The 21,112-nt window shown below is 63.3% G+C and carries 15 protein-coding genes; 8 read left to right on the top strand and 7 right to left on the bottom strand.

Annotated elements, in window-relative coordinates; genetic code table 11:
• Nucleotides 1–21: 21 nt before the first annotated feature.
• Nucleotides 22–2,949, bottom strand: a complete 2,928-nt coding sequence (locus tag ACZ2HM_RS16950) for a TonB-dependent receptor domain-containing protein (protein WP_470425775.1) — start codon at nucleotides 2,947–2,949, stop codon at nucleotides 22–24.
• A 185-nt stretch (nucleotides 2,950–3,134) separates the two neighbouring features.
• Between ACZ2HM_RS16950 and ACZ2HM_RS16945 the strand changes: the two genes are divergently transcribed.
• From ACZ2HM_RS16945 to ACZ2HM_RS16930, 4 genes are all read left to right on the top strand, one after another.
• Complete coding sequence (locus tag ACZ2HM_RS16945; protein ID WP_037476121.1) at nucleotides 3,135–3,668, top strand: MarR family winged helix-turn-helix transcriptional regulator; 534 nt, start codon at nucleotides 3,135–3,137, stop codon at nucleotides 3,666–3,668.
• 318 nt (nucleotides 3,669–3,986) lie between these two features.
• Nucleotides 3,987–4,724: an ABC transporter ATP-binding protein gene (locus ACZ2HM_RS16940; RefSeq protein ID WP_037478594.1), complete on the top strand. Its 738-nt coding sequence runs from the start codon at nucleotides 3,987–3,989 to the stop codon at nucleotides 4,722–4,724.
• Nucleotides 4,721–6,163 carry an ABC transporter permease gene (locus tag ACZ2HM_RS16935; protein WP_470425774.1) on the top strand — a complete coding sequence of 481 codons (1,443 nt, stop codon included), beginning with the start codon at nucleotides 4,721–4,723 and terminating at the stop codon, nucleotides 6,161–6,163. Before ACZ2HM_RS16940 ends, ACZ2HM_RS16935 begins: the two co-directional genes overlap by 4 nt.
• Entirely contained in the window at nucleotides 6,160–7,416 is a 1,257-nt protein-coding gene (locus tag ACZ2HM_RS16930) for an ABC transporter permease (RefSeq protein WP_470425773.1), read from the top strand. Before ACZ2HM_RS16935 ends, ACZ2HM_RS16930 begins: the two co-directional genes overlap by 4 nt.
• Before the next feature lie 204 nt (nucleotides 7,417–7,620).
• Here the strand turns inward: ACZ2HM_RS16930 and ACZ2HM_RS16925 are convergent, their stop codons facing one another.
• The 3 genes from ACZ2HM_RS16925 to ACZ2HM_RS16915 form a co-directional block, all read right to left on the bottom strand.
• The gene (locus ACZ2HM_RS16925; RefSeq protein ID WP_470425772.1) at nucleotides 7,621–9,717 is read right to left on the bottom strand and encodes a right-handed parallel beta-helix repeat-containing protein; all 2,097 of its coding nucleotides are present in this window, start codon (nucleotides 9,715–9,717) and stop codon (nucleotides 7,621–7,623) included.
• A gap of 190 nt (nucleotides 9,718–9,907) precedes the next feature.
• Complete coding sequence (locus ACZ2HM_RS16920; RefSeq protein WP_237236489.1) at nucleotides 9,908–11,077, bottom strand: PepSY-associated TM helix domain-containing protein; 1,170 nt, start codon at nucleotides 11,075–11,077, stop codon at nucleotides 9,908–9,910.
• A 17-nt stretch (nucleotides 11,078–11,094) separates the two neighbouring features.
• Nucleotides 11,095–13,212: a TonB-dependent siderophore receptor gene (locus ACZ2HM_RS16915; RefSeq protein WP_052027786.1), complete on the bottom strand. Its 2,118-nt coding sequence runs from the start codon at nucleotides 13,210–13,212 to the stop codon at nucleotides 11,095–11,097.
• Between the two features lie 497 nt (nucleotides 13,213–13,709).
• Here ACZ2HM_RS16915 and ACZ2HM_RS16910 point away from each other — a divergent pair, with 497 nt between their 5' ends.
• Nucleotides 13,710–14,048: a hypothetical protein gene (locus tag ACZ2HM_RS16910; protein WP_470426874.1), complete on the top strand. Its 339-nt coding sequence runs from the start codon at nucleotides 13,710–13,712 to the stop codon at nucleotides 14,046–14,048.
• Nucleotides 14,049–14,110: 62 nt separating this feature from the next.
• On the opposite strand, the gene ACZ2HM_RS16905 is transcribed toward ACZ2HM_RS16910, so the two are convergent.
• From ACZ2HM_RS16905 to ACZ2HM_RS16895, 3 genes are read right to left on the bottom strand one after another with little or no spacing between them, the layout of a single operon-like run.
• Entirely contained in the window at nucleotides 14,111–15,412 is a 1,302-nt protein-coding gene (locus tag ACZ2HM_RS16905; RefSeq protein ID WP_037476188.1) for a CitMHS family transporter, read from the bottom strand.
• A gap of 34 nt (nucleotides 15,413–15,446) precedes the next feature.
• Nucleotides 15,447–16,928 (bottom strand): OprO/OprP family phosphate-selective porin, encoded by a 1,482-nt coding sequence (locus ACZ2HM_RS16900; RefSeq protein WP_470425771.1) that lies wholly within the window; start codon nucleotides 16,926–16,928, stop codon nucleotides 15,447–15,449.
• Nucleotides 16,925–18,013, bottom strand: coding sequence for an ABC transporter substrate-binding protein (locus tag ACZ2HM_RS16895; protein ID WP_037476182.1), 1,089 nt, complete (start codon nucleotides 18,011–18,013; stop codon nucleotides 16,925–16,927). The genes ACZ2HM_RS16900 and ACZ2HM_RS16895 overlap by 4 nt, the downstream gene beginning before the upstream one ends.
• 109 nt (nucleotides 18,014–18,122) lie before the next feature.
• On the opposite strand from ACZ2HM_RS16895, the gene ACZ2HM_RS16890 reads away from it, so the two are divergent.
• The 3 genes from ACZ2HM_RS16890 (at nucleotide 18,123) to ACZ2HM_RS16880 (ending at nucleotide 21,112) form a co-directional block, all read left to right on the top strand.
• Entirely contained in the window at nucleotides 18,123–18,776 is a 654-nt protein-coding gene (locus tag ACZ2HM_RS16890; protein ID WP_037478628.1) for a response regulator, read from the top strand.
• Entirely contained in the window at nucleotides 18,766–20,157 is a 1,392-nt protein-coding gene (locus ACZ2HM_RS16885) for a sensor histidine kinase (protein WP_037476178.1), read from the top strand. The genes ACZ2HM_RS16890 and ACZ2HM_RS16885 overlap by 11 nt, the downstream gene beginning before the upstream one ends.
• A 286-nt stretch (nucleotides 20,158–20,443) precedes the next feature.
• On the top strand, nucleotides 20,444–21,112 hold the full coding sequence (locus ACZ2HM_RS16880; protein WP_237748876.1) for an HAD hydrolase-like protein: 669 nt from the start codon (nucleotides 20,444–20,446) through the stop codon (nucleotides 21,110–21,112).

Below are 21,112 nucleotides of genomic sequence, written 5' to 3'. Positions count from 1 at the left end.
GGCTCGTCCCTCTCCTGCGCCTTATGCACCGAAGTGGAAGCGCGCGCCGACCTTGAACGCGCGACCGACCGGATCGAACAGGACCTGGTTGGTGCCGCCCGATGGTCCGGGCATGGCGGGCGGATCGCGATCGAGCAGATTGTTCACCGTAGCGAACAATTGGAAGGTCCGCCCATTGCCGGCATCGACATTCACCCGCGCCGTCATGTCGAGGTAGAAGCGGCTGGGCACATTATTATTGTCGACGCTATTCGGTGCGGTGACGGCATAGCCATCCTGATCGGGACCGACGAAATTGGTCCAGTAGATGCCCGACGGGATATAGCGGCCATGACCGGTCAGCTGGAATTTGCCGACCGTCCAGGTCAGCACGCCGTCCAGCACATAATCGGGCACGCCAGGGATTGTGCCCGTGCGAACGCCCGTCTGGCCTGCGCGATCGACCGCGCCCAGGGCATCGACGGTCGTCAGTTCCTTCGTGATGTTCGCGATAAACTGCCCATTCAGCTCGCCCCATGAACCAAGCGGCTGGCGATATTGGAGTTCGATATCATAGCCGCTGGTCTTGAGGGCGTTGGAATTGAGGATGACGTCGCGGACCTGAAGAATCTGGTTGTTGGCATCGCGGGTGATCTGGTCACAGAAATTGGTGGCCCCCTGCGCGCACCGGTTGACCAATGTCTGCGCGCCCAGGGCACCGATCGCGTCGGCCACCTTGATATTATAATAGTCCACCGACAGGCGCAGCCGCTGGAGCAGGCCGGACCGGGGGGCGATCACGAAACCGCCGGTCCAGCTGTCCGCCTTTTCGACCGACAGGTTCGGATTGGCCCCGGTGACGACGAAGGGGTTGGTCTGCAATCCGCCGTTCAACGGGTCGGACAGGCCGATCGAGCGCAGCGTCTGCGGGCCGAACAGTTCGAAAATATTAGGCGCGCGAATGTCGCGCGACCGCGTGCCGCGCAAGCGGACGCCTTCGATCGGTTCGTAGACGAGCCCGGCTTTCCAGGTCGTGACCGACCCTGTGGTGCTGTAATCGGTGCGACGGGCCGCACCATTGAGGTCGAGCGCATAGCCGACCGATGAATTGCGCAAGACGGGGACGGCGATCTCGCCGAATATTTCCTTCACCGTCACGCCGCCCGACAGAGCGGAGCCGTTGAGGGAATAAAAGCCGTTCGCCGCCGAGATGGGATCGGCGGTGCCGTCCACCGTATCGCGCCGATATTCCGCGCCCACCGCGACCGTTACCGGTCCCGCTGGCAGGTCGAACAGCTCGCCGCGCAGGTCCACGCCCGCGACATGCTGTTCATTGACGGTTCGCTGCAGGCCGTTGCCAGTGATATAGCCGACCGACGCCTGGCTGAATTGCCCTTCGCCGAACGGGTTGAACGGTACGCAGCCCGCATCGTCATTGCTGGCGATCGCGTCGGCATTGACGCGGCAGACAATCTGGCCGCCGGAACGCACCGCGTCTACGGCTTTGAGGAGATTGGCCTGATTGACGAGGTTCGTCGCCCGTTGCGTGAAATTGGTGCGGCCATATTGATAGAAGCCGTTGACCGTCCATTTGTCGCTCAGCTTCGCCTCGACACCCAGCACGCCGCGATAGGTTTCGGTGGTCGATGTCGCCCGGCCGGGGCCAAGGTCGAACGCGGCCTTGCCCAGGATGAAGGAGGCGACGCCATTGGCATCCATCGTCGATGCGACTGCGGCAGGGATGAAGGGATTGTCGCGCTTGATACGGCCCAGCAACGTCCCGTTGAAGTCGCGGAAGATGGCGCCGTCGACGGTCCCCTTGACCCGGCCATAGGACAGGTCGGCGGTCAGCGTGACATCGTCGGTCAGGTCCGCCGTCAGGGCACCATAAGTAGACACGCGTTCCAGCGGCACTTTGAGCCGCAGAGCGGAGATGAAACCGTTACGCCCTTGCCCCTCGCCGCCGAGCATGAATAGCGGACCGACCAGCGAACCATATTGGAACCGCCCCGGCGTGCCGTCGGCCAGGAATTTGGTGCCGCGCAACGGATCGGTCGCCGTAGTGCCGATCACCTGACCCGCCGCATTGTACGACCGATTGATCAGGCCACCCGGTGACATGGTCGATGTATTGACCCCGCCGATGATCAGATTGGCGGGCAGGCCACCGGCACCGGGCGTATTGCCCAGGATCAGGGTCTGGCTGTCGCACCAGCTACGGCTGGTGCAGGTGCCCAACCCTTCCAGCTTTTCATATTCGACCGCGCCGATCACATGGATGCGATCGCCAAAGCGCATGCCGCCCGACAGGCTGGCGAACATATTGCCGTCATCGCCCCGCTGCGACATGCCCGCGGCAAATTCGCCGTCCAGGCCTTCCTTCTTGCGGTCGAGGACGAAGTTCACCACCCCTGCAACCGCATCCGACCCATAAGCGGCCGAGGCACCCCCGGTCACGACATCGACGCTGCGCAACAGGGAGGACGGGATCAGGTTGGTATCGACCGAACCCTGCACAGTGCTGGGCACGAAACGCTTGCCATCGACCAGGACGAGCGTGCGCTGGGGATCGAGCCCGCGCAGATCGAGCAGCCGAGCGCCGATATTGCCGCCCAGATTGGCCTGCGCCGCCGGACCGCTCGACGCGCGAAAACTGGGCAGTTGGTTCAGCGCTTCACCGACATTGGTGATGCCCAGCGCATCGAGCCGTTCAGCGCCGATCGAGGTGACCGGCGTCGGCGCGTTGAAATTGGAACCCAGGCGCGTGCCCGTCACGACGATGTCAGTCACGGGCAAGGCACCCGATGCGCCTTCGGTCGTCTGGGCATCGACGGATTGCGGGGCGGTAGTTGGATCAGCCGGGGCGGACTCCTGTGCGGCCACACCGGTCGGCAACGCCAGCGCTACCCCCATCATGGCCAAGACACTCGCGTTTGCGCGCATGCGCTGGGTGCTCAATCGCATCTTCATTTCCCTCTCCTGGCCTTCTGCTGCGGCCTCTGAACGATTTATGTATCGTGATACATAGATTGTCAACGCCCTCCTTTCAGGGGAAAAATTTGGGGGAAATCTGATATTTTGCAGTTGTTTACCAGCGCCGCTAAGAATGGCATGCGGGCTGCAATCCACTGTCCCGCCTTTGCAATGGGAATGACATGGCCTCCGACGATCCGAATCCAGCCGATCCGTTCGACAGCAGCACAGCGCAATATCGCGCCTATTTTCCCGAAGGATCGCGCGATGACGTCGAATTCCGGCTGACCCGGATATTGTCGCTGTCGGCCCGTCGATGGGGGACGCATGTCGAAAATCGCATGTTGGCGGCCACGGGCCAGTCCCGGTCGCGATGGCAGACCCTCTTTGTCCTGAGCGTCGCCACGCCCCCGGTCACGACATCGCTCTTGTCGGCCCGCCTCGCCATTCAATGGCCACCGCTGATCCGAACATTGAATTCGCTGGAAGCCGATGGCCTGATCCGCCGGACGGAAAACCCGCACGACAAGCGCTCGCGCCATATCGAGATCACGCCAGCGGGCATGGCGGTCGTCGAGCAGGTTCAGCCCGTTCTGTCGGACATTCGATCGACGGTATTTGCCAAACTCAGCAAAGAAGAGATGGAACTGGCGACGCGCGTTTTGGAGAAGGTCGTCGTCGGCGTGAGTGAAGCCCAGGAGGCGGATGCGGTGTGATATTACTCGATAATCTTAGCTCAGGACTTATTGATTCAACCATAAGATGACTGTTGCGGCGGTACAAATTGCGGACATGAAAGTGTCGGCGTATCGGTCGTAGCTGGGGATGCGACGCCAGTCCTTGAGTTTGCCGAATATCCTCTTGATCCTGTGACACTGGCAGTAGAGCGCGATATCGTGCGGGTCTTGAGTGGCCGATGCGCAACGCCCCCGAAGGGAGACATCCCTGGGACGCATTAGAAATGTTATATTATTTCATTGACAGATTGCTGCAACGGCGAAATGCTCCGCGCCAACAGCCAAGGAGCCCATATCATGTCCCTGACCGCCACCGGCCAGCGCATCATCTTGTCCGACGTTCACCTATCCTATGGCAGCCAGCCCGTGCTGCGCGGCCTGAGCCTGCATGTCGATGCAGGCGAAATTTACGCGCTTCTGGGCGGCAATGGCGCGGGCAAGTCGACCACCATGTCGGCCCTGTTGGGCTTTGCCCGGCCAGATAGCGGCACTGTCCTTGTGGCCGGGCATGATCCGATCGCACAGGCCGACAAGGCGCGTGAACAAATCGCTTATGTGCCGGAAAATGTCGCCCTCTACGAACATCTGACCGCGCGCGAGAATGCCGCCTATCTGCTCGCTTTGGCGGGTCGCCACCCCGCCCCGCAGGATATCGACGGCGCGTTCGAGGCCACCGGCCTGCAGACATCGGCCTGGGACAAGCGGATGAGCGGCTTTTCCAAAGGCATGCGGCAGAAAGTGGCGATCGCCATCGCCCTGCTACGCGCCGTGCCGGTGCTGCTGCTCGACGAGCCGTCATCGGGCCTTGATCCGCGCGCAACCGCCGATTTCAACAGGCTGGTCCACGACGTGGCACGCAGGGGCGCGGCGGTGCTGATGGTCACCCACGACCTGCTGTCCGCCGCCGACATTGCCGATCGCATCGGCTTCCTGGAATCGGGCCGCATCATCGACGAGGCAGCGGCGCAGGGCGCGGACCGCTTCGACGTGCGCGACCTGCATCGCAAATTTGCGCGGGAGGCCGTCACCGCATGAACGCCATCACCCTGATCGCCCGCGACGAATTGCGGCTGATGCGGCGCAATCGCGTCACCGTCATTGCCTTCGCGCTGCTCACCCTCCTCACGCTCGCCGCCGCCCTCATCAGTTGGTCCCATCAGACCGGCATCGCCGAAACCCGCGCTCGGTTCCAGGCGCAGGCAGCGCAGGAATTTACGGCGCAGCCCGACCGGCATCCCCATCGGATGGTCCATTTCGGCAATTTCATCTTTCGCCCCCTGCCGCCGCTCGCGGCCTTCGATCCGGGTGTCGATGCCTTCACCGGCAACAGCATGTTCCTGGAAGGCCATCGGCAGAACAGCGCCAATTTCGGCGATGTCCGCCAATCATCGCTGCTGGTGCGCTTCGGCCAGCTGACACCGGCCTTCGTCCTGCAAGTGATCGCCCCATTGTTGCTGGTTTTCCTCGGCTATGGGGCAGTCGCGCGGGAACGGGAACGCGGCACGCTGCGCCAGATGCTCGTCCAGGGGGTTTCCGCGCGCGCGCTGCTGCTGGGCAAGTTGCTGGCGCTCGCTATAGTCGCTGCGCTGGTCGGGCTTCCCGCGCTGGCCGCCTTTCTGCTGATCGCGGGGCAGCCGGGCGCGCTGGCCGGGCCGATCGCCGTCATGGTGCTGGGCTATGGTGCCTATCTGGCGCTTTGGTCGATCATCGTCATCCTGGTATCCGCGCTGGTGCGGCGCGGGCGCGACGCGCTGCTTGCGCTGCTCGCGCTCTGGACGGTGCTTGTCATCCTGCTCCCGCGCGTTGCGCCCGACATTGCGGCGCAAACCTACATGCTCCCCACCCGGCTCGAAACCGACATTGCGATCCAGCAGGATCTGCATCGTCTCGGCGACGCGCATAATCCCGACGATCCCTTCTTCACCGCCTTCAGGCAAAAGGTGCTGCGCCACTATGGCGTCGACAGGATCGAGGATCTGCCGGTCAATTATAACGGCCTGCTCGCGGTCGAAGGCGAGAAGCTGACATCGCGCCTGTTCGACGATTATGCCAGGCGCAGCTTCACCGTCCAGCAGGCGCAGAGCCGACTGACCGACGGTTTTGGCATCATCAGTCCAGCCATCGCCCTGCGCCGGCTGTCGATGGCTGCGGCAGGCACCGACCTGGAAGGCCATCGCCAGTTCCTGGCTCAGGCCGAAGCCTATCGTTATGCCATGGTCCAGCAGCTGAACGAGTTGCAGGCCGACACCGTCCGCTATGCCGATGACAAGGCCAAGGATGCCGGTGCCGATCAGCGCAAGCGCATCTCCGCCGACCATTGGCAGACGATCCCGCAATTCCGCTTCCAACCGGCGACCACGGGCGATCTGGTCGAAGCCAGCCTGCCTGGGCTTGGCCTGTTGCTCGCCTGGCTGGCGTTCGCGCTGCTGGCGTTGCTGCCCGTTGCCCGCATTCTTCAGAAAGCTCGTGCATGACCCTCCTCACCCATGAATTGCGCCTGCTGCTGCGCTCCCGCATGGCGCTGCTGGCGCTGCTGTTGGTCGCTTTGCTGGCGGCTGCCTCCGTGGCGGCCGGCATGGCCGAAGTCGCCCGCCAACGCGACGTCATCGCCCGTATCCAGCCCAAACAGGCGCAGGATATGGCGGCGGTCGCGCAATGGGCGGCCGAGACGAAGGATCCTGGCACCGCGGCCTATTATAGTTTTCACGCCACTTGGGACACGCCGTCGCCGCTGGCTTTTGCCGCCCTCGGCCTGCGCGATGTCGCGCCTTACATCCTGCGTGTTCGCGCCCTTGGCCTGGAAGCGCAGCTTTATGATGGCGAGGCGTTCAATCCTGAACTCGCCCTGCCGGGTCGTTTCGATTTTTCCTTCGTGCTGGTCTATCTGACCCCTTTGTTCGTGATCGCCCTGTTTCACGATCTGGTGTCGGGGGAACGGGAAGCGGGAAGGCTGCGCATGCTGGACGCCCTGGCGGGATCGGGCAGGTCGCTATGGCGTCGGCGCGTGCTGCTGCGCGGCGGCTTGCTGTTCCTGGCGCTTGCCGGGCCGCTGACGATAGGCGCCATCCTGTCCGCCGTGCCCTTCCCCACCCTCCTGTCCGTGCAGGGTCTAGTCGCGCTCTACCTCGCCTTCTGGATCGGCGTGACGTTGCTGGTCGGGCGGATGCGCTGGAGTTCCGTCGCCAATGCCGCGACGCTGGCCGGTATCTGGCTGGTGCTGACGCTGATCCTGCCGACCATCGCCCATGTCGCGATCAACCGCCTCATCCCGGTGGGTGAGGGCGTGGAACTGACGCTCGCCCAACGCGAAGCGGTCAACCGCGCATGGGACATCCCCCGTGCGGACACGATGCGCGCATTTTACGCCGGTCATCCCGAATGGAAAGATAGCCCGCCGCTGACGGACGCCTTCCACTATAAATGGTATTTCGCCTTCCATCAGGTCGGCGACGAAAGCGTCGCGCCAAAGGTCGCCGCCTATCGAAACGGCATAGAAGCGCGCGATACCGCCGCGCGCGGGATCGGCTGGCTATTGCCGTCGGTCGGGGTGCAGGCGGCTCTGACCCGTCTCGCCAACACCGACATGGCAGCCCAACTGGCCTATCAGGATCGAATCCGGGCCTTCCATGAAAAATTGCGGAATTTCTATTACCGCTATCTGTTCACCGATACGCCGTTCGAAAAGGACGACTTTGATCGCGCGCCGACCTTTGTCGGCGGCGCTTAGTCCTGCGTCACGAACGGAAAGCGTCGTGAAGGAATAGGGCCAGTCGCTCCTGATCGCCACCGGTGGTAACTCATCGCCAGACCTATGGCGGATGGCCGAAGCCAAGGCTTCGCCAGATCAATCTTCCGTCACTATCGCGTGGGACAGAGAACGTCGGGAGAACGGCAGGTCACAGCAAAGCTGCATGCCCGTTGATTTCGTCCGTCAGCGACCGGCGGCCTCCGCCGGTCGCACGCCACTCGCGTCGATCACGCGCTTGGCCTCCGCTGGCCATTGGTTTCCGACCACCGCCACATTGTCCGTGGCGCGATTGTTGAGATAGGCGCTCCATTCGCCGTTGAGCTTGCCGCTATTATACCAGTTGGCCGTGGCGACATTGTCCAACGCCGTGCGCCGCGGCGCGATATGCGACTGGGTGTTGAGGTTGAGCCAGACGCCGCCGACCCGGTCGATGACATTGTTGCGCACGGTGACATAGCGCGACCCTTCGTCCAGATAGATGCCGATCCCGCCCGATCCGGCGATGTCGGATATGTAATTTTCCGCGATCAGCGCGCCGGGATCAGCGGACAGATGATAGATGGCGCCGCCGTCGGGGAACCATTGTTTCACCCGGCTGACCCGGTTCCCCATGACCACGGTGTCGCGCAGGGTCGTGGGCGTATCATAGACGATGTTGCCGGGCTGGTCATAATAGCCGCGTTGCTTGCGCCAATATTCGGCGCTGCCGCCCGGATCATTGGCACCCCACCCCCAGCCGACATCGATGCCGTCATAGGGCGCGTCGGAGACGTCGTTGTTCAGGATGAGCGTGCCGGACGCATAGGTGACGAGGATCGCCGACTGTTCCTTATAATCGCGCGACACCCCTTCGATCCGGTTGTTGCGGATGATTATGTCGCGCAAGCCCATCTCAGGCCGGGTTGGATGATGCGCGTCCGGCTGTACCCCGCCCGCCATGATCGCGCCGCCAGCCAGATCGGCAAATTCGTTGTTCGTCACCTCGATCGCCGACGTGCCAAGGCCCACGCCGCTTTCATTGGCTTCCGGGTTGGTACCGATGCCGAGCGCGATCTGCCCCAGTTGCGAAAAGCGATCGTCGTCAAAGACGATGCGCCGGGCCGCAGCGACCTGTACTGCGGCGGGCTGCTGACTCCACCGGTTGCGCATCCGTTCGAAGGATGCGCAACCCCAGCTGCAATCGCGGATCGGATCGGCGGGATAATCGACCAGTTCGCCCGCCAGATAGGCGCCGCTCTGCTGGCTGGCATAGCCCTCCGGTCCCGACGGCTGCAGCCAGCTCGTATGGCTGAATTGCAAGCGACGAAATTCGAGATCGCGGACGGGTTCGTCATAGCTGCCCGCGATCGACAGCAGATGTTCCAGCCGCGGCAGGACGACGTCAATTTGGCTCATATCCTCGCCCGGCCGGGGCTTGTAATAGAGTTGCCCGGCCTTCGGATCGACGAACCATTGGCCCGGCTCCCGCAGGAAGGCGAGGGCATTCACCAGGAAGAGGCGCGCGACTTCGGCCGATACCGGTCGCGCCATCGTGTCATAGCCGACCAGATTATTGCGCCATCCCGGTTGCTGCATGATGATCCTGTCGCCTTCGATACGGTCGACCATGGCATGGCGATGGGTGAACCAGCTCATGCCTTCCACTTCGATGCGGCTCTGACCGGGGAGTTGCGCCAGAAAGCGCCAGGCCGCATCCTTGATCTCCAGTCCCCAAGGATGGAAAGCGACGGCGGTCCGCGGGATTTCGACCGAGGCGCGTGGCGCGAGTTTCCCCGCGACGGTCAATTGCCGGGGGTCCGTGCCCGCAGGAACGCTGGCCGCCCAGATATTCCGCTGCTGGTCGACTTGCCGCCAGCCGGTGACCGGTTGACCGCCCGACAGGATGGCGCGTGTGCCCGGCGCGCCCTCCCACCGCACCGTATAGCCATTCTGACCGCCGTCTCCGGCACTAAAGCGCAAGGGGGCGTTCAGGCGGTAGGTTCCCGCCGCCAAAGAGACCGTCACATCATGGTCGCGGTTGAGGCTCCGCACCGCCTTTTGCGCGCGGACCAGCGAGGCAAAGGGCTTGCGCGCCGATCCATCGCCGTCGTCCGACCCCTGCGGCGACACATGCAGGATGATCGGCGTCGGTGCCGGGCGGTTCGGGATGACGACCCGGAAATGCCTGTCTTCGGGGCGCTCAGATGGGGCCACGCGGGGAATGTCGGGCATGGCGGGTAGTTGCGTCATCGCAGGACCGCTCGATCCTGCCGAGATGGCGAACAGACATAACCACCGCATCCGCATTCCTAGCATCTCCATCCTTTATCCAACGTCAGCGTCTAGGCGCGATCGTCGCAATCGGCCAAGGGTAGCAGCTCAGCGGCCGCAGCCATAGGCGTGAATGAGGCCCTGTCAGAGTAAAAGGGGAAAACGCAGCCTGTGATCCGAATGGGGTTCAGGCTTCGACTGTAGCGAAGCCAACCGTCCTTCAACTCGCCCCACCGATCGCCCCCGGTGTCAGGATGAGCGTCAGGAGAATGAGGGCGATGCCGACATATCCCCAGGCGCCCATGCCCTGCCAGGCGATCTTCAGGCTGCCCGCGTCGGATCGCGAAGATCGGGCCAGCCGCATCGCGTAGATCATCGTGCCGGTGACGGCCATCGCCGTCAGCAGCGCGCCGAACAGGAACCAGAGGACTTTGGTCCACAGGCCGCCGAAGGTGCCGAAATGTAGCGGATCGGCCATTTCGGAAATGCGCTGATGCGCGCTCAACGTGCGGCCATCCAGCTGCGCGACGACGCGCGATGTCGCCGGATCGACGACCACCGCATTGGCGCGATCGCGCACCAGCCAGGCGGAGGACTGGCCGAGGAAGATGACGCCATTGTCGGGCGTGAAGCGGATTTCCCGAATATCGAGCGCAGGATCGGCGCGGCGCGCGACGGCGACCAGCCGGTCCAGCGCGGCCCCGGTCGGCATCGCACCAGCCGCCACTTCCGGTAATTTGGGCACCTTGGCGTTCCCGCCCAATGTCTCCACCAGATACCATAGGCCCGTCAGCGTGATCAGCGCCACGAACCACAAGCTCCACAGGCCCATCAGGCGATGCAGGTCGCCCGTCATCCGCCGCCCATCGCCGCCGCGCGGCGCTCGGAAGAAGCCGCGCCACCATTTCTTGTAGGTGACGATGCCCGACACCAAAGAGGCCGCCAGCAGCAGGGCGAGCGAACAGACGATCGGTATGCCGATCTTCGTCGGCAGCATCAGGTGGCGATGGGCCTGCCGCAGGAAGCGGTGGACACTGGCCCATCCATGCCTGCCTGTAACCTTTGCCGTCCACGGATCGATATAGACACGGTCTGGCGCGCCCTTGCCGCGACTGACCCAGGCTTCGACCGCAAACCAGGGGTCGATCGGCGCATAGAGGGTCTGGAGCCGGGCATCGGGCGCGGCGCGGGCCGCCGCCTGCGCCAACGCCCCCCAGGATGCGACGGGTTCCGACCGGGGCGATACCCGCATCGCGGGCGTCGCCAGCCAGTCGATTTCATGCGCGAACACGGCGAAGGTGCCCGTCGCCAGGATGAAGGTCAGGAAGATCGACAGTTTGAGGCCGATCCAGCTATGCACCACCCACCAGAGCGACCGACCCTTTTTCACGCGCAGCTGATCCATAGTCAGAATTGAAAGCGCAGTTCGGCCAGGAATGTCCGCGGCTCGCCCGGAAAATGCCCGCTCTGCGCCGAAAAGCCCGATGCGGCATAGACCTTGTCGAACATATTATCGACCCGCAGCATCAGTTCGGCAAAGCCAAGCCCCTTGGTGATCGATGCGTCGAAGATCGTATAGGGTTTGACGGTCTGCCCCGACAGGCTGATGCGCTTCGACACATGCTCACCCCCCACCGCAAAGGCGGCGTCGATCGCCGGCACCTGATAGCGGGTCCAGAAGCCGACCTTATGCTTGGGCGCATTGGCGAAGCGATTGCCGACGGCGTTGGTGATCGCCTGGCCCGCGATCGTGCCGGTGATCTTCGTGTCATTATAACCATAATTGACCAGCGCCACCCAATTGGCGGTAATGTCGGTCGACAGGTCGATCTCGAACCCCTTGCTCGTCACCTCGCCGATCGGACGCAACTGGTCCTGGCCGTTGACAGGCGGCAGGCTGGTATCGGCTTGGAGGATATTCTTGCGCACGATGCGGTAGGCGGCCAGATTGGCCTGGAGCCTGCCGTCGAACAGGTCGGTCTTGATGCCGCCTTCAAACTGGTCGCCGGTGACAGGGGCGAAGGGGCCACCGACATCGCCATTCTGGCTGGCGGCCGTTTGCGGCTCGAAACTTTGCGACCAACTCAGATAGACGGACACATCCTTGCGCGGCTTGTATATCGCGCCGGTGCGGAAAGTGATATCGTCATCCTCATAAGCGGCGGCGTTGACAACCGCGTCCTCGAACTTGTCGTAGCGCACGCCACCGACCAGCATGAAGGCATCGGTCAGGCTGATCTGGTCCTGCAGATAGGCACCCTGACGCTTCGTGCGCGTATCCGTGACGGTAAAGGGCAGCAAAGCGGCCCGCACCACGTCGCGCGCGCTGTTGGTATAGACGGGATTGCTGAGGCTGAGCGGCGTCACGCCTGCGCGCAAGATGCGCGAATTCAACACGCTCGTTTCGTCATACCAATCCGCGCCGGTCTGGAACTTATGCTCCATGCCGAGCAAATCGACCCGCGCCGTCAGATTGGCCGAAAAGGACAGGCCATCGACGTCACGGATCTGATCGCGAAACTCGCGTGCGACCAGGTCATCGCTGCCAGCGACCAACCCGCGCGGCTCATGATATTGCTGCGTCTCGGTCGCCTTGAAATAGCGCACCCCCGCGTCGAACGTGACCCGCTCCCCGATCGCGGTCGCATAACGCGCCTGATAGGCCTGCGACTTCAAATGCAGAAAATCGGTAGGTTCGTTGGCATTCCAGCGAATGTCGGTCAGGAAATTGCCGTCATCGTCGGTCAAAATGCCGCGCAGGCGGTTCGCTTGGAGATCATTGTCATAGACCGTCGCCTGCAACGTCAGCTTGCCGCCCTCATTGGTCTTGATCGCCAGGCCGCCATCTCCGATCAGCGACACATTCTTCGTATTGCGCCGATAGGGGTTCATCGCCTCGTAAAAGCCGCCGAGGCGGTAGGTGACGATCCCGTCCTTGTCGATCGGGCCGGTCGCTTCGGCTGATATGCCGCGACGATCATAATTGCCCGCCGTCGCGACCAGGCGCATGGCGCTGATATCGCCGGGCACCTTCGACACATAGTTGATGATGCCGCCGGGCGAACCAGGGCCGAAGAAAAGCCCTGCCGGTCCCTTCAACACTTCCACCCGTTCGATATTGAAAAGCTGGGGCACGGAAAAGCCGATGAACGGATTGCCGCGCATCCCGTCGTAGAAGGACTGGTCCTGGCGAAAGCCGCGGAAGGTGACGCCTGCATAGCTAAAGAAGCTGACACCCGAAATATTGCGATAGATGTCGGTCGCGTCGCGCGCGCCTTGATCGGCAAACAGATCCTTGTTGATCACCTGCAAGGCCTGCGGAATGTCGAGCGGGTCTTCGGCGCTTTTGCCGACGGTCGTAGTTTCGGTGCGGTAGAGGCGCTGCGCGCGGCCCGTCACGATGATCTGATCGCTATCGGCCATGGCTGCATCGGGTGCCGCCGCAGGGGCATCCTGTGCGGAAGCCACCGACGCCCAAGCCGACAGGGAAACAGACGCAAACAGCGCCACGCGGAAAATGGACAAAGTAACCCCCATATCAGTTTCGCTAATGATAGTGATTCGCGATAGTGGATTTGAATGCTAAGAGCAAGCGGCCAGAGTCCGTTTTACGCATCGCGCCAACGGGACGGTTTACCCATTCCCGTAGGCGCGATGCCGCAAAGCGACCGGAAACGCTGGGCACCACGCGAACCGCCCTGTGGAACGAGGCATTGGAAGCTAAGGCCTTGAAACGCTTGCCGGTGACCCTAGATATAGGGTGTCGCTTCTTTCCCCCTTTGGAGCGACATCTCCCTGAACCTTGGCCCCGCCGTGAGCTAGCTCCGGCGGGGTTATTTTATACGCAATCCCCAGTCCAAATGATTCAATGCGAGGTGCAGTCTGGAAATAGGCCAGCCATGCAAATAGTGCCTTATTGCACATGGTATTGATGCGGCGGTCCGCGCCTGGATGTCCGATGTGGTAATGTCGCCGTGGTGGTTCTACGGACGATGCATAATCTTACGACATTCAGGTAGATGATGGCCCGCAAACATTCGAAACATGGTTCCTATGATGACTCGCATGTCGAGGAGGAGGTGCCAGCGCCGGTCGTTCCTTGCTGGCTGTGCGGTCGGCCGACGGGCAAGACCATCGTGTGGCATCATCCCGTGCCCAAGAGCCGGGGCGGGCGGGACGTCGTTCCCATGCACCCCATATGCCAGCAGACATTGATCGCGAATTTCACCAATTCCGAGCTGCAGCGCCACGGGATGGTGGTGGATGGCCTGCTGGACAATCCCAACATCCGCAAATTCGTCGATTGGGTGGCGAACAAGGATCCCGATTTCACAGCGACAATGGCCAAGAAACAGCGATAAGGCAGCGCCGCTGCGTCGGCGCGCCTGTTATTCAGTTAATCGGCCCCGGCGCGCCGGTTGCGTCAGGCGACCAGCGGGAAAGCCAGCGCGATCATGCCCACCAGCGTCATGACGATGCACACCGCCGCTGCGGGCAGCAGGGTGAAGCGCTGATGATCGGCCAGGTCGATACCGGCCAGGCTGACCAGCAAATAGGTGGACGGCACCAGCGGGCTGAGCAGATGGACAGGCTGGCCCATCAGCGATGCGCGGGCGATGGCCATCGGCTCCACGCCATAATGGGCACCTGCTTCGGCCAGGATGGGTAGCATGCCGAAATAGAAGGCATCGTTGGAAATGAAGAAGGTAAAGGGCAGGCTGAGCAGCGCCGTGATCGGCGCCATATAAGGGCCGAGCGCAGGCGGAATGAAACCGACGACTTCCTTGCTCATCGCCTCGACCATGCCCGTGCCGCCCAATATGCCGGTGAAGATGCCCGCCGCGAAGATGAGGGAGACGACGGACAGGACATTGCCGGCATGGGCAGCGATCCGCTCCTTCTGCTCGGCGACGCCCGGATAGTTGACGATCATGGCGATGGCGAAGGCGATCATCATCAGGACCGACAGCGGTAAAAGGCCCCAGACCAGCAGGGTGAGCAGCGCCACGACCAGCGCACCGTTGAACCAGATCAGACGCGGGCGGCGCGCCTCTGGATATTGCGAGACCGCCAGGTCGGCCATCGCGTGCGATTGCTGGACGCTGACATGGCCCAAGCGGCGGCGTTCCTTCCGCCCGAACCAGACCGCAAGGCCGACCAGAAAGGCGAGACCCGCGATCATGCCGGGGATCAGCGGCAGGAACAGCGTGGCCGGGTCCAGCTTCAGCGCGCTCGCGGCACGGGCGGTCGGCCCGCCCCATGGCGTCAGGTTCATCACGCCGCTAGTCACCATCAATAGGCAGCATAGATAGAGCCGGTTCATCCCGAACCTTTTGTACAGCGGCAGCAAGGCGGCGATGGTGATGATGTAGGTCGTCGATCCATCGCCATCGAGGCTGACGAGCGCGCACAACACCACGCTGCCGATCAGGATCAGCATTGGATCGCCATGCACGATACGGATCAGCCGCGCGACCAGCGGATCGAACAGGCCGGTGTCGGTCATGATCGAGAAGAAGAGGATCGCGAACAGCAGCATGACGCCGGTCGGCGCCAAATTCTTGATACCCTCGATCATCATGTCGCCCAGCCCCGCCGATTGCCCGGCGATGACGCCGAAGACGGAGGGAATGACGATCAGCGCGACCAGCGGCGTCATCTTCTTGGTCATGATCAGCGTCATGAAGGTGGCGACCATGAGAAAGCCGAGCAGGGCGAGGTTCATCGCTGCGTCCTTGAAAGAACTGGAGGAAGGGGGATCAGAAGGTCACGCCGACGCGGGCGGAGATGGTCTGGCCATCGTCGCTGCCGGTGTAAGTGCCGGCACGATTGTCGCTGTGCCACTGGATGCCGTTGAGCTGAAAGCGGGTGAAGCTGTTGAGATACCAGTTGACCCCTACGGTCGCGGCCCAACCCTCGCCGCCCAGGGCCAGATCGGTATAGTCGAGATTTTCATAGCGTGCGGTCAGCTCGATCGCACCGGTGCCGCCGTCGAGGACGGGATCGAGCACATTGGGCTGGCCGAAGCTGCCAAGGCGAGGGTTGTAAGGCGGCAGTTCGCCGGTCAGGAAAAAGCCGGTCGATACGCTCCAGGCCTTGCTCTTGAAATCAGGCCGACCGGCGTCGAGCCGGGCGATCCGCTGGCCCGCTTCGCCCATCACCCACAGGCCGCCGCTATAGCCGCCCAGTTCGACGCCATAGCCGGTGGTCGACCGGCCGCCGAGCAGGTCGCCCGTACTGACCCGCACCGCGCCGTTGAAGCGTCCGCCGATCACGGTGCTGCGCGTCAGGACGGTCGCGGCGTTCGACAAGGCTTCATCGAAGCCCCAAGCGCCCAGATGCAACAGGGTCTTGTCGGTCTTGACCGGGTTCCAGTGCGCGCGTGCCGACACGGTGCGGCTGTCGTTCGTCGCCTGTTGCCCGTCGACCCGGTCACCAGTGATGGCGACCGATGCATGCCAGTTGGGGCCGAACATCCGGCCCATGATGCCGATGCCGTAGAAGCCGCGTTGCGGAATGATGGCGGTCGATACCGTACCACGCTCCAGGAAGGGCGTGGAGTCAGAGCCCGTGCTGCCTTCGAACGCGCGGTCGTTGAACAGGTGGCCGACGCGCACGTCATAATCGACATTGGTGCTGATCTTGTTGCGCCAGCCCATGAAGGCGGTGACGATATCCACTTCATTTTCGGAGAAATCGGTTTCGAACTGGTAGAAGAAATGGGGACCAACCCCGCCCTCTAGGCCCAGGCGCAGCGCGCGCATGCCAGTCGTGGTGGTGTTGCGGCCACCATAGCGCGAACCCATGGTGGAACTGACGTCAACCAGAATGCGGCCGCGCGGCTTGTAGGTGAATATGCCGTCGGCGCTGCGGAATACCGGCAGCCCCGCACCCCATTCGGTCTTCAGGCCGACTTCAGCGGCCGCGATGGCGCGCGCTTGCGCCACGTCGATATCGGCAGGACCAGGCGGCACAATCTGCGGTGCGAACGGGCTGACGATCATCGGCGGCGAGGTGGCTTGCTGCTGCGCCATTTGCGGCGCGGCCATGGCCTCTGGCGCAACCGTGGCCGCCGTCGGTCCTTCCAGCTTGTCGAGCCGCGCCTTCAGCATGGCAATCTCTGCCGCTTGCGCGCGCACCAGATCGGCCAGGTCGGCGTTACTCGGTGCCTGGGCCAGAGCGGGCGTAGCGGCGATCAGCGCCAGCGCGGCACAACCGCCGCGCAGGAAGGACGAGGTCATTGGCTTTTGGCTCCGGCGACGAGAATATCGTTCCAATCGCGCAGGAAACGCTGGCGTTTGACGCGATCGAGATTGACGAGAAGCTGGGGGCCGACCCGGATCGGGCGGGCCTGGCCAGCGGGCAGGCGGCGGGCGCGGATGTCCGTCCGCACCGGCCAAAGGCTGTGCTGGGCCAGCAGCGATTGCCCCTGGCGCGACAGCAGAAAATCAAGAAGCAGCTTTGCCGCCGCCGGATGGCGCGCGTCACGCGCGATGAAGGCAATGCGCGAGGTGACGATCGTATAGTCCTGCGGAAAGACCACGCCGATCCGGGGATCGCGCCGCGCCCGCTCCAGCGCGTAGGAGCCGATGACATTATAGGCGATCGCCTGCCGCCCTTGCGCCACCGCGCGCAACATCGCTTCCGTTGTCGTGGCCAGCACGGGCCGGGTCGCGGCCATCGCCTCCACCAGCGACCGGGTATCGCGGGTAATCGCGAAATCTTCGGTCAGGTACAGATAGCCGACATTGGACAGCGCCGGATCGAAGGTGGTGACCTTGCCCGTCAGCGCCCGGCGGTCGCGCCGCAACATCGCTTCAAGCGCGGCATGGGTGCGCGGTACCCGCGCCGCCGGGATCGCCTTTCTGTTGTAGACATAGCCGATCGGTTCGGCCGTGACTCCAAAGCCCATATTCTTCCACACCGCCGGCGCGGGCAGAGCGGGCTTTTCCGGGCTGGCATAGGCCTGCGCGAAGCCATCGTTGATCAGCTTGCCTTGCAGGTCCATCGCGGATGACCAGACAAGATCGGCGGACGGCTTTCGCGCGCGTGTCTCGGCCAGGAAGCGGCGGGCAATTTCGGCCGAGCCCAGGTCGGCGTAATTGACGGTGACGCCGGGATAGCGGCGCTTGAAGGCGAGGATGATCGGCACCATCTCGGCCCGATCGGCATTGGCGTAGACGCTGACCTGCCGCTCGACGCGCGCGGCGGCGATCAGTTGGTCATAGGAGCGCGGATAGCCGGTCGGGCGCTGCTGCGCGCGCGCCGGGATGGCGGGCACGGCCAGGCTTGCCAGTATCGCTATCTTCAGAATAACCCATCGCATCACTCCATCTCCTCGCTTTCCGCCTCTATGTTCGGATAAGATGCGAGGGTGGCATACAAAAGGAACCTGTCATCAACCTTTCAGCAACCGGTGCCCCATCCGCATTTTGATCATCGAGGACGACGCCGCGCTGGCGCGCAGCATTTCGGCATTGCTCCGTGCAGGGGGGCATGCCGTCGATCATGTCGCGACCGGCGAGGATGCCTTGGCCGTGATCGGCAGCGAACCCTATGCGCTGGCGATACTGGACGTTGGCCTTCCCGATATCGACGGCTTCACGGTGCTGGCCGAATTGCGCAGGCGCGGCGCGCGCACGCCCGTCCTGATGCTGACGGCGCGCGATGCACTGGACGACCGCGTGCGCGGGCTGGATCTGGGCGCGGACGATTATCTGCGCAAGCCGTTCGAGCCGGAAGAACTGGAAGCCCGCGTGCGCGCTCTGGGGCGGCGGCGCGGCGGCGATCCGACACCGCAGCTTGTCGTTGGCGCGCTGACGATCAACCGCTCGACCGGCATGGCGGACATTGCCGGGCGATCGCTGGACTTGCGCCGCCGCGAACTGGCGGTGCTTGACGCGCTGGCGACCCGTGCGGGCCAGGTCGTGCCGCGCGAATTGCTGATCGGCGAAGTGTTCGGTTTCGACGAGCCGGTGGGCGGCAATGCGATCGAGGTGCATGTCACCCGGCTGCGCGGCAAGCTGGCGCCCGATGGCCCCGGTATCCGCACGGTGAGGGGGGTTGGCTATATGCTCGATGCCGACTGAGACAGGCCCGGAACCGCGCCAGGCCATTGCGCTGCGCACCCGCTTGCTGGCGGCGATGCTGGGGCCGTTGCTGGCGGTGGCGGCGATTGTCGGCATCGGCGGCGCGACGCTGATCGCCGATGTCGTGCGCCGCACCAACGACCGGGTCTTGGGCGGCGCGCTGGGCGCCATTGCCGAAACGGTGCAGGTCGAGCGGGGCGACGTGACGCTCGACCTGCCGCCCGCAGCCTTTGGCATGCTGGAAAATGGCGAACGCGACAATGTCTATTACCGCATCGCCGTGGGAGGCGAATTGCTGACCGGCTATGCCGACCTGCCCGCGCCCGACCCCGAAACGTTGGTCACCGACCAGCCCCGTTTCCGCTTCGCCCGCTATCGTGACCAGGACATCCGCATCGGCGAGGTGAAGCGGATGCTGCCCCGGATCGATCGTCCCGTCATCGTGCAGATCGCCGAAACGCTCGACAATCGCAAGGCGTTGACCAATCGGCTGTTGGGCGCGCTGCTGCTGGCAGAATTAGTGTTGGTGGGGATGGCGGCCTTGCTGCTACGCCCGGCGCTGGGGTGGAGCCTGCGCCCGCTTGCCCGGTTGCGGGAGGCGATCGAGTCGCGAGAACTGAGCAGTCGTCCGGATTTTTCGCCGCTCGACAACGGGCCCTTGCCTAGGGAGTTGCAGCCGCTGGCAACGGCGTTCAACCAGTTGCTGGCGCAGCTCGACACGGCGACCGGCGGCGTGCGCCGCTTCACCGCCGATGCGTCGCACCAGATGCGCACGCCTTTGTCCGTGCTAAAGGTGCAGGTCGCGCTGGCCCGGCGCGGATCGAGCGGCGCCCTTGACGAGATCAGCGATGCTGTGACGCGGCTTGAACGGCTCGTGACCCAGCTTCTCGCGCTCGCCCGCGCCGAGGAAGCGGGCGTGTCCGCCCCGCTGGAGGCCGTCGACCTCAAGGAAGTCTGTTCCGCCGTGATCAGCCGCCTGATCAACCAGGCGATCATGGCCGGTGTCGAACTCAACCTGGAGGCAAACGACGGGACGGATTATGGCATATCCGGCCACCGCACTTTGGCGTTCGAGATCATCGCGAACCTCATCGACAATGGCATCCGCTACAACCGTCGCGGTGGCACCGTATCGATCACCTTGTCGCGGCGGCAGGGCGAAACGCTGCTGGCCGTCCGTGACGACGGCCCCGGCATACCGCCTGACAAACGGGAAGCGATCTTCGAGCGTTTCGTCCGGCTGGGCGGCGCGCAGGGGCCTGATGGCACGGGCCTTGGCCTGGCGATCGTCCGATCCGCCGCGCAGCGCATGGGTGCCCGCGTCGAATTGGGCGATATGCGGGTCGGGACGGCGATCGTCATACGATTCCCTACAGGCTGATATCGCCGAGCAGGCCCCATTCACCCTGTGCTTTTACAGGGCATCACGGCGAGACCCTAGCGAGTGTGTCCGATGGTATGTAACGCCTCTTAAACGATATAAGCACTAACTTATTTTGAGATAATCTCACTTTACAACATGAAATATATGAGTATTTCGGAGGCAGGTTGCCAAAGGGTCGCTCATGCAAATGAAGATTATGCGATATGGGGCATCCTCTTCCCCATCGCCGAAATGCGCTTTCGACAATGCCGCCGCCATATTCCTCGACTGGGACGGCTGTGTGATGATCGGCAACACTCTGATCCCGGCGGCGCGCACGCTGTTGGAGCGGCATGCGGATCGCGTCGTCATTCTGTCCAACAATTCGACGCATCTGCCCGAAGATTTCATGCGCATATTGAACCAGGCGAATGTCCATATCGCGCCGGATCGGATCATCCTTGCCGGTGCGGAAGCGGTACGCCTGGCCATGCAGACGCCGGAGGCCCGCACCTTGCTGCTCGGAACGACGCGGATCAAAGCCTATGCCCGGCAGATGGGGCTGACGCTTGTGCGGGACGCGCCGGATCAGATCCTGCTGACGCGCGACACGCGCTTTACCTATGCCAAATTATGCCGTGCAGCGAACGCTCTGCAGCGAGGCGCGAAGCTGATCGTCGCCAATGTCGATACGACGCATCCCGGACCCGATGGCCATATCGTGCCGGAAACCGGGGCGATGCTCGCGGCCTTGCTGGCCTGTGTACCGACTGCTCCTATGGTGACGGTCGGCAAACCCGGCCCCCTCCTGTTTGCGCGCGCTTGTGAAGTCGCTGGCGTCGCACCGCATGACGCCGTGATGATCGGCGACAATCCGGAAACGGACGGAAAAGGCGCGATCGATTATGGCATCTACCCCATACTCATCGGGCCGGATGCCGGGCTGACCCTGGACGACATCCTCAACTGGTAA

Source organism: Sphingobium sp. KKT206 (assembly GCF_055640555.1).
This window is presented reverse-complemented; position numbering and strand designations above follow the sequence as displayed.

What these genes read in the sequence shown, in the direction of transcription:
- ACZ2HM_RS16900 (WP_470425771.1), bottom strand. Translation starts at nt 16,928, where the DNA reads ATGACCTCGTCCTTCCTGCGCGGCGGTTGTGCCGCGCTGGCGCTGATC.
- ACZ2HM_RS16945 (WP_037476121.1), top strand. Translation starts at nt 3,135, where the DNA reads ATGGCCTCCGACGATCCGAATCCAGCCGATCCGTTCGACAGCAGCACA.
- ACZ2HM_RS16910 (WP_470426874.1), top strand. Translation starts at nt 13,710, where the DNA reads ATGGCCCGCAAACATTCGAAACATGGTTCCTATGATGACTCGCATGTC.
- ACZ2HM_RS16940 (WP_037478594.1), top strand. Translation starts at nt 3,987, where the DNA reads ATGTCCCTGACCGCCACCGGCCAGCGCATCATCTTGTCCGACGTTCAC.
- ACZ2HM_RS16950 (WP_470425775.1), bottom strand. Translation starts at nt 2,949, where the DNA reads ATGAAGATGCGATTGAGCACCCAGCGCATGCGCGCAAACGCGAGTGTC.
- ACZ2HM_RS16925 (WP_470425772.1), bottom strand. Translation starts at nt 9,717, where the DNA reads ATGCGGTGGTTATGTCTGTTCGCCATCTCGGCAGGATCGAGCGGTCCT.
- ACZ2HM_RS16905 (WP_037476188.1), bottom strand. Translation starts at nt 15,412, where the DNA reads ATGAACCTCGCCCTGCTCGGCTTTCTCATGGTCGCCACCTTCATGACG.
- ACZ2HM_RS16935 (WP_470425774.1), top strand. Translation starts at nt 4,721, where the DNA reads ATGAACGCCATCACCCTGATCGCCCGCGACGAATTGCGGCTGATGCGG.
- ACZ2HM_RS16930 (WP_470425773.1), top strand. Translation starts at nt 6,160, where the DNA reads ATGACCCTCCTCACCCATGAATTGCGCCTGCTGCTGCGCTCCCGCATG.
- ACZ2HM_RS16885 (WP_037476178.1), top strand. Translation starts at nt 18,766, where the DNA reads ATGCCGACTGAGACAGGCCCGGAACCGCGCCAGGCCATTGCGCTGCGC.
- ACZ2HM_RS16880 (WP_237748876.1), top strand. Translation starts at nt 20,444, where the DNA reads ATGATCGGCAACACTCTGATCCCGGCGGCGCGCACGCTGTTGGAGCGG.
- ACZ2HM_RS16895 (WP_037476182.1), bottom strand. Translation starts at nt 18,013, where the DNA reads ATGCGATGGGTTATTCTGAAGATAGCGATACTGGCAAGCCTGGCCGTG.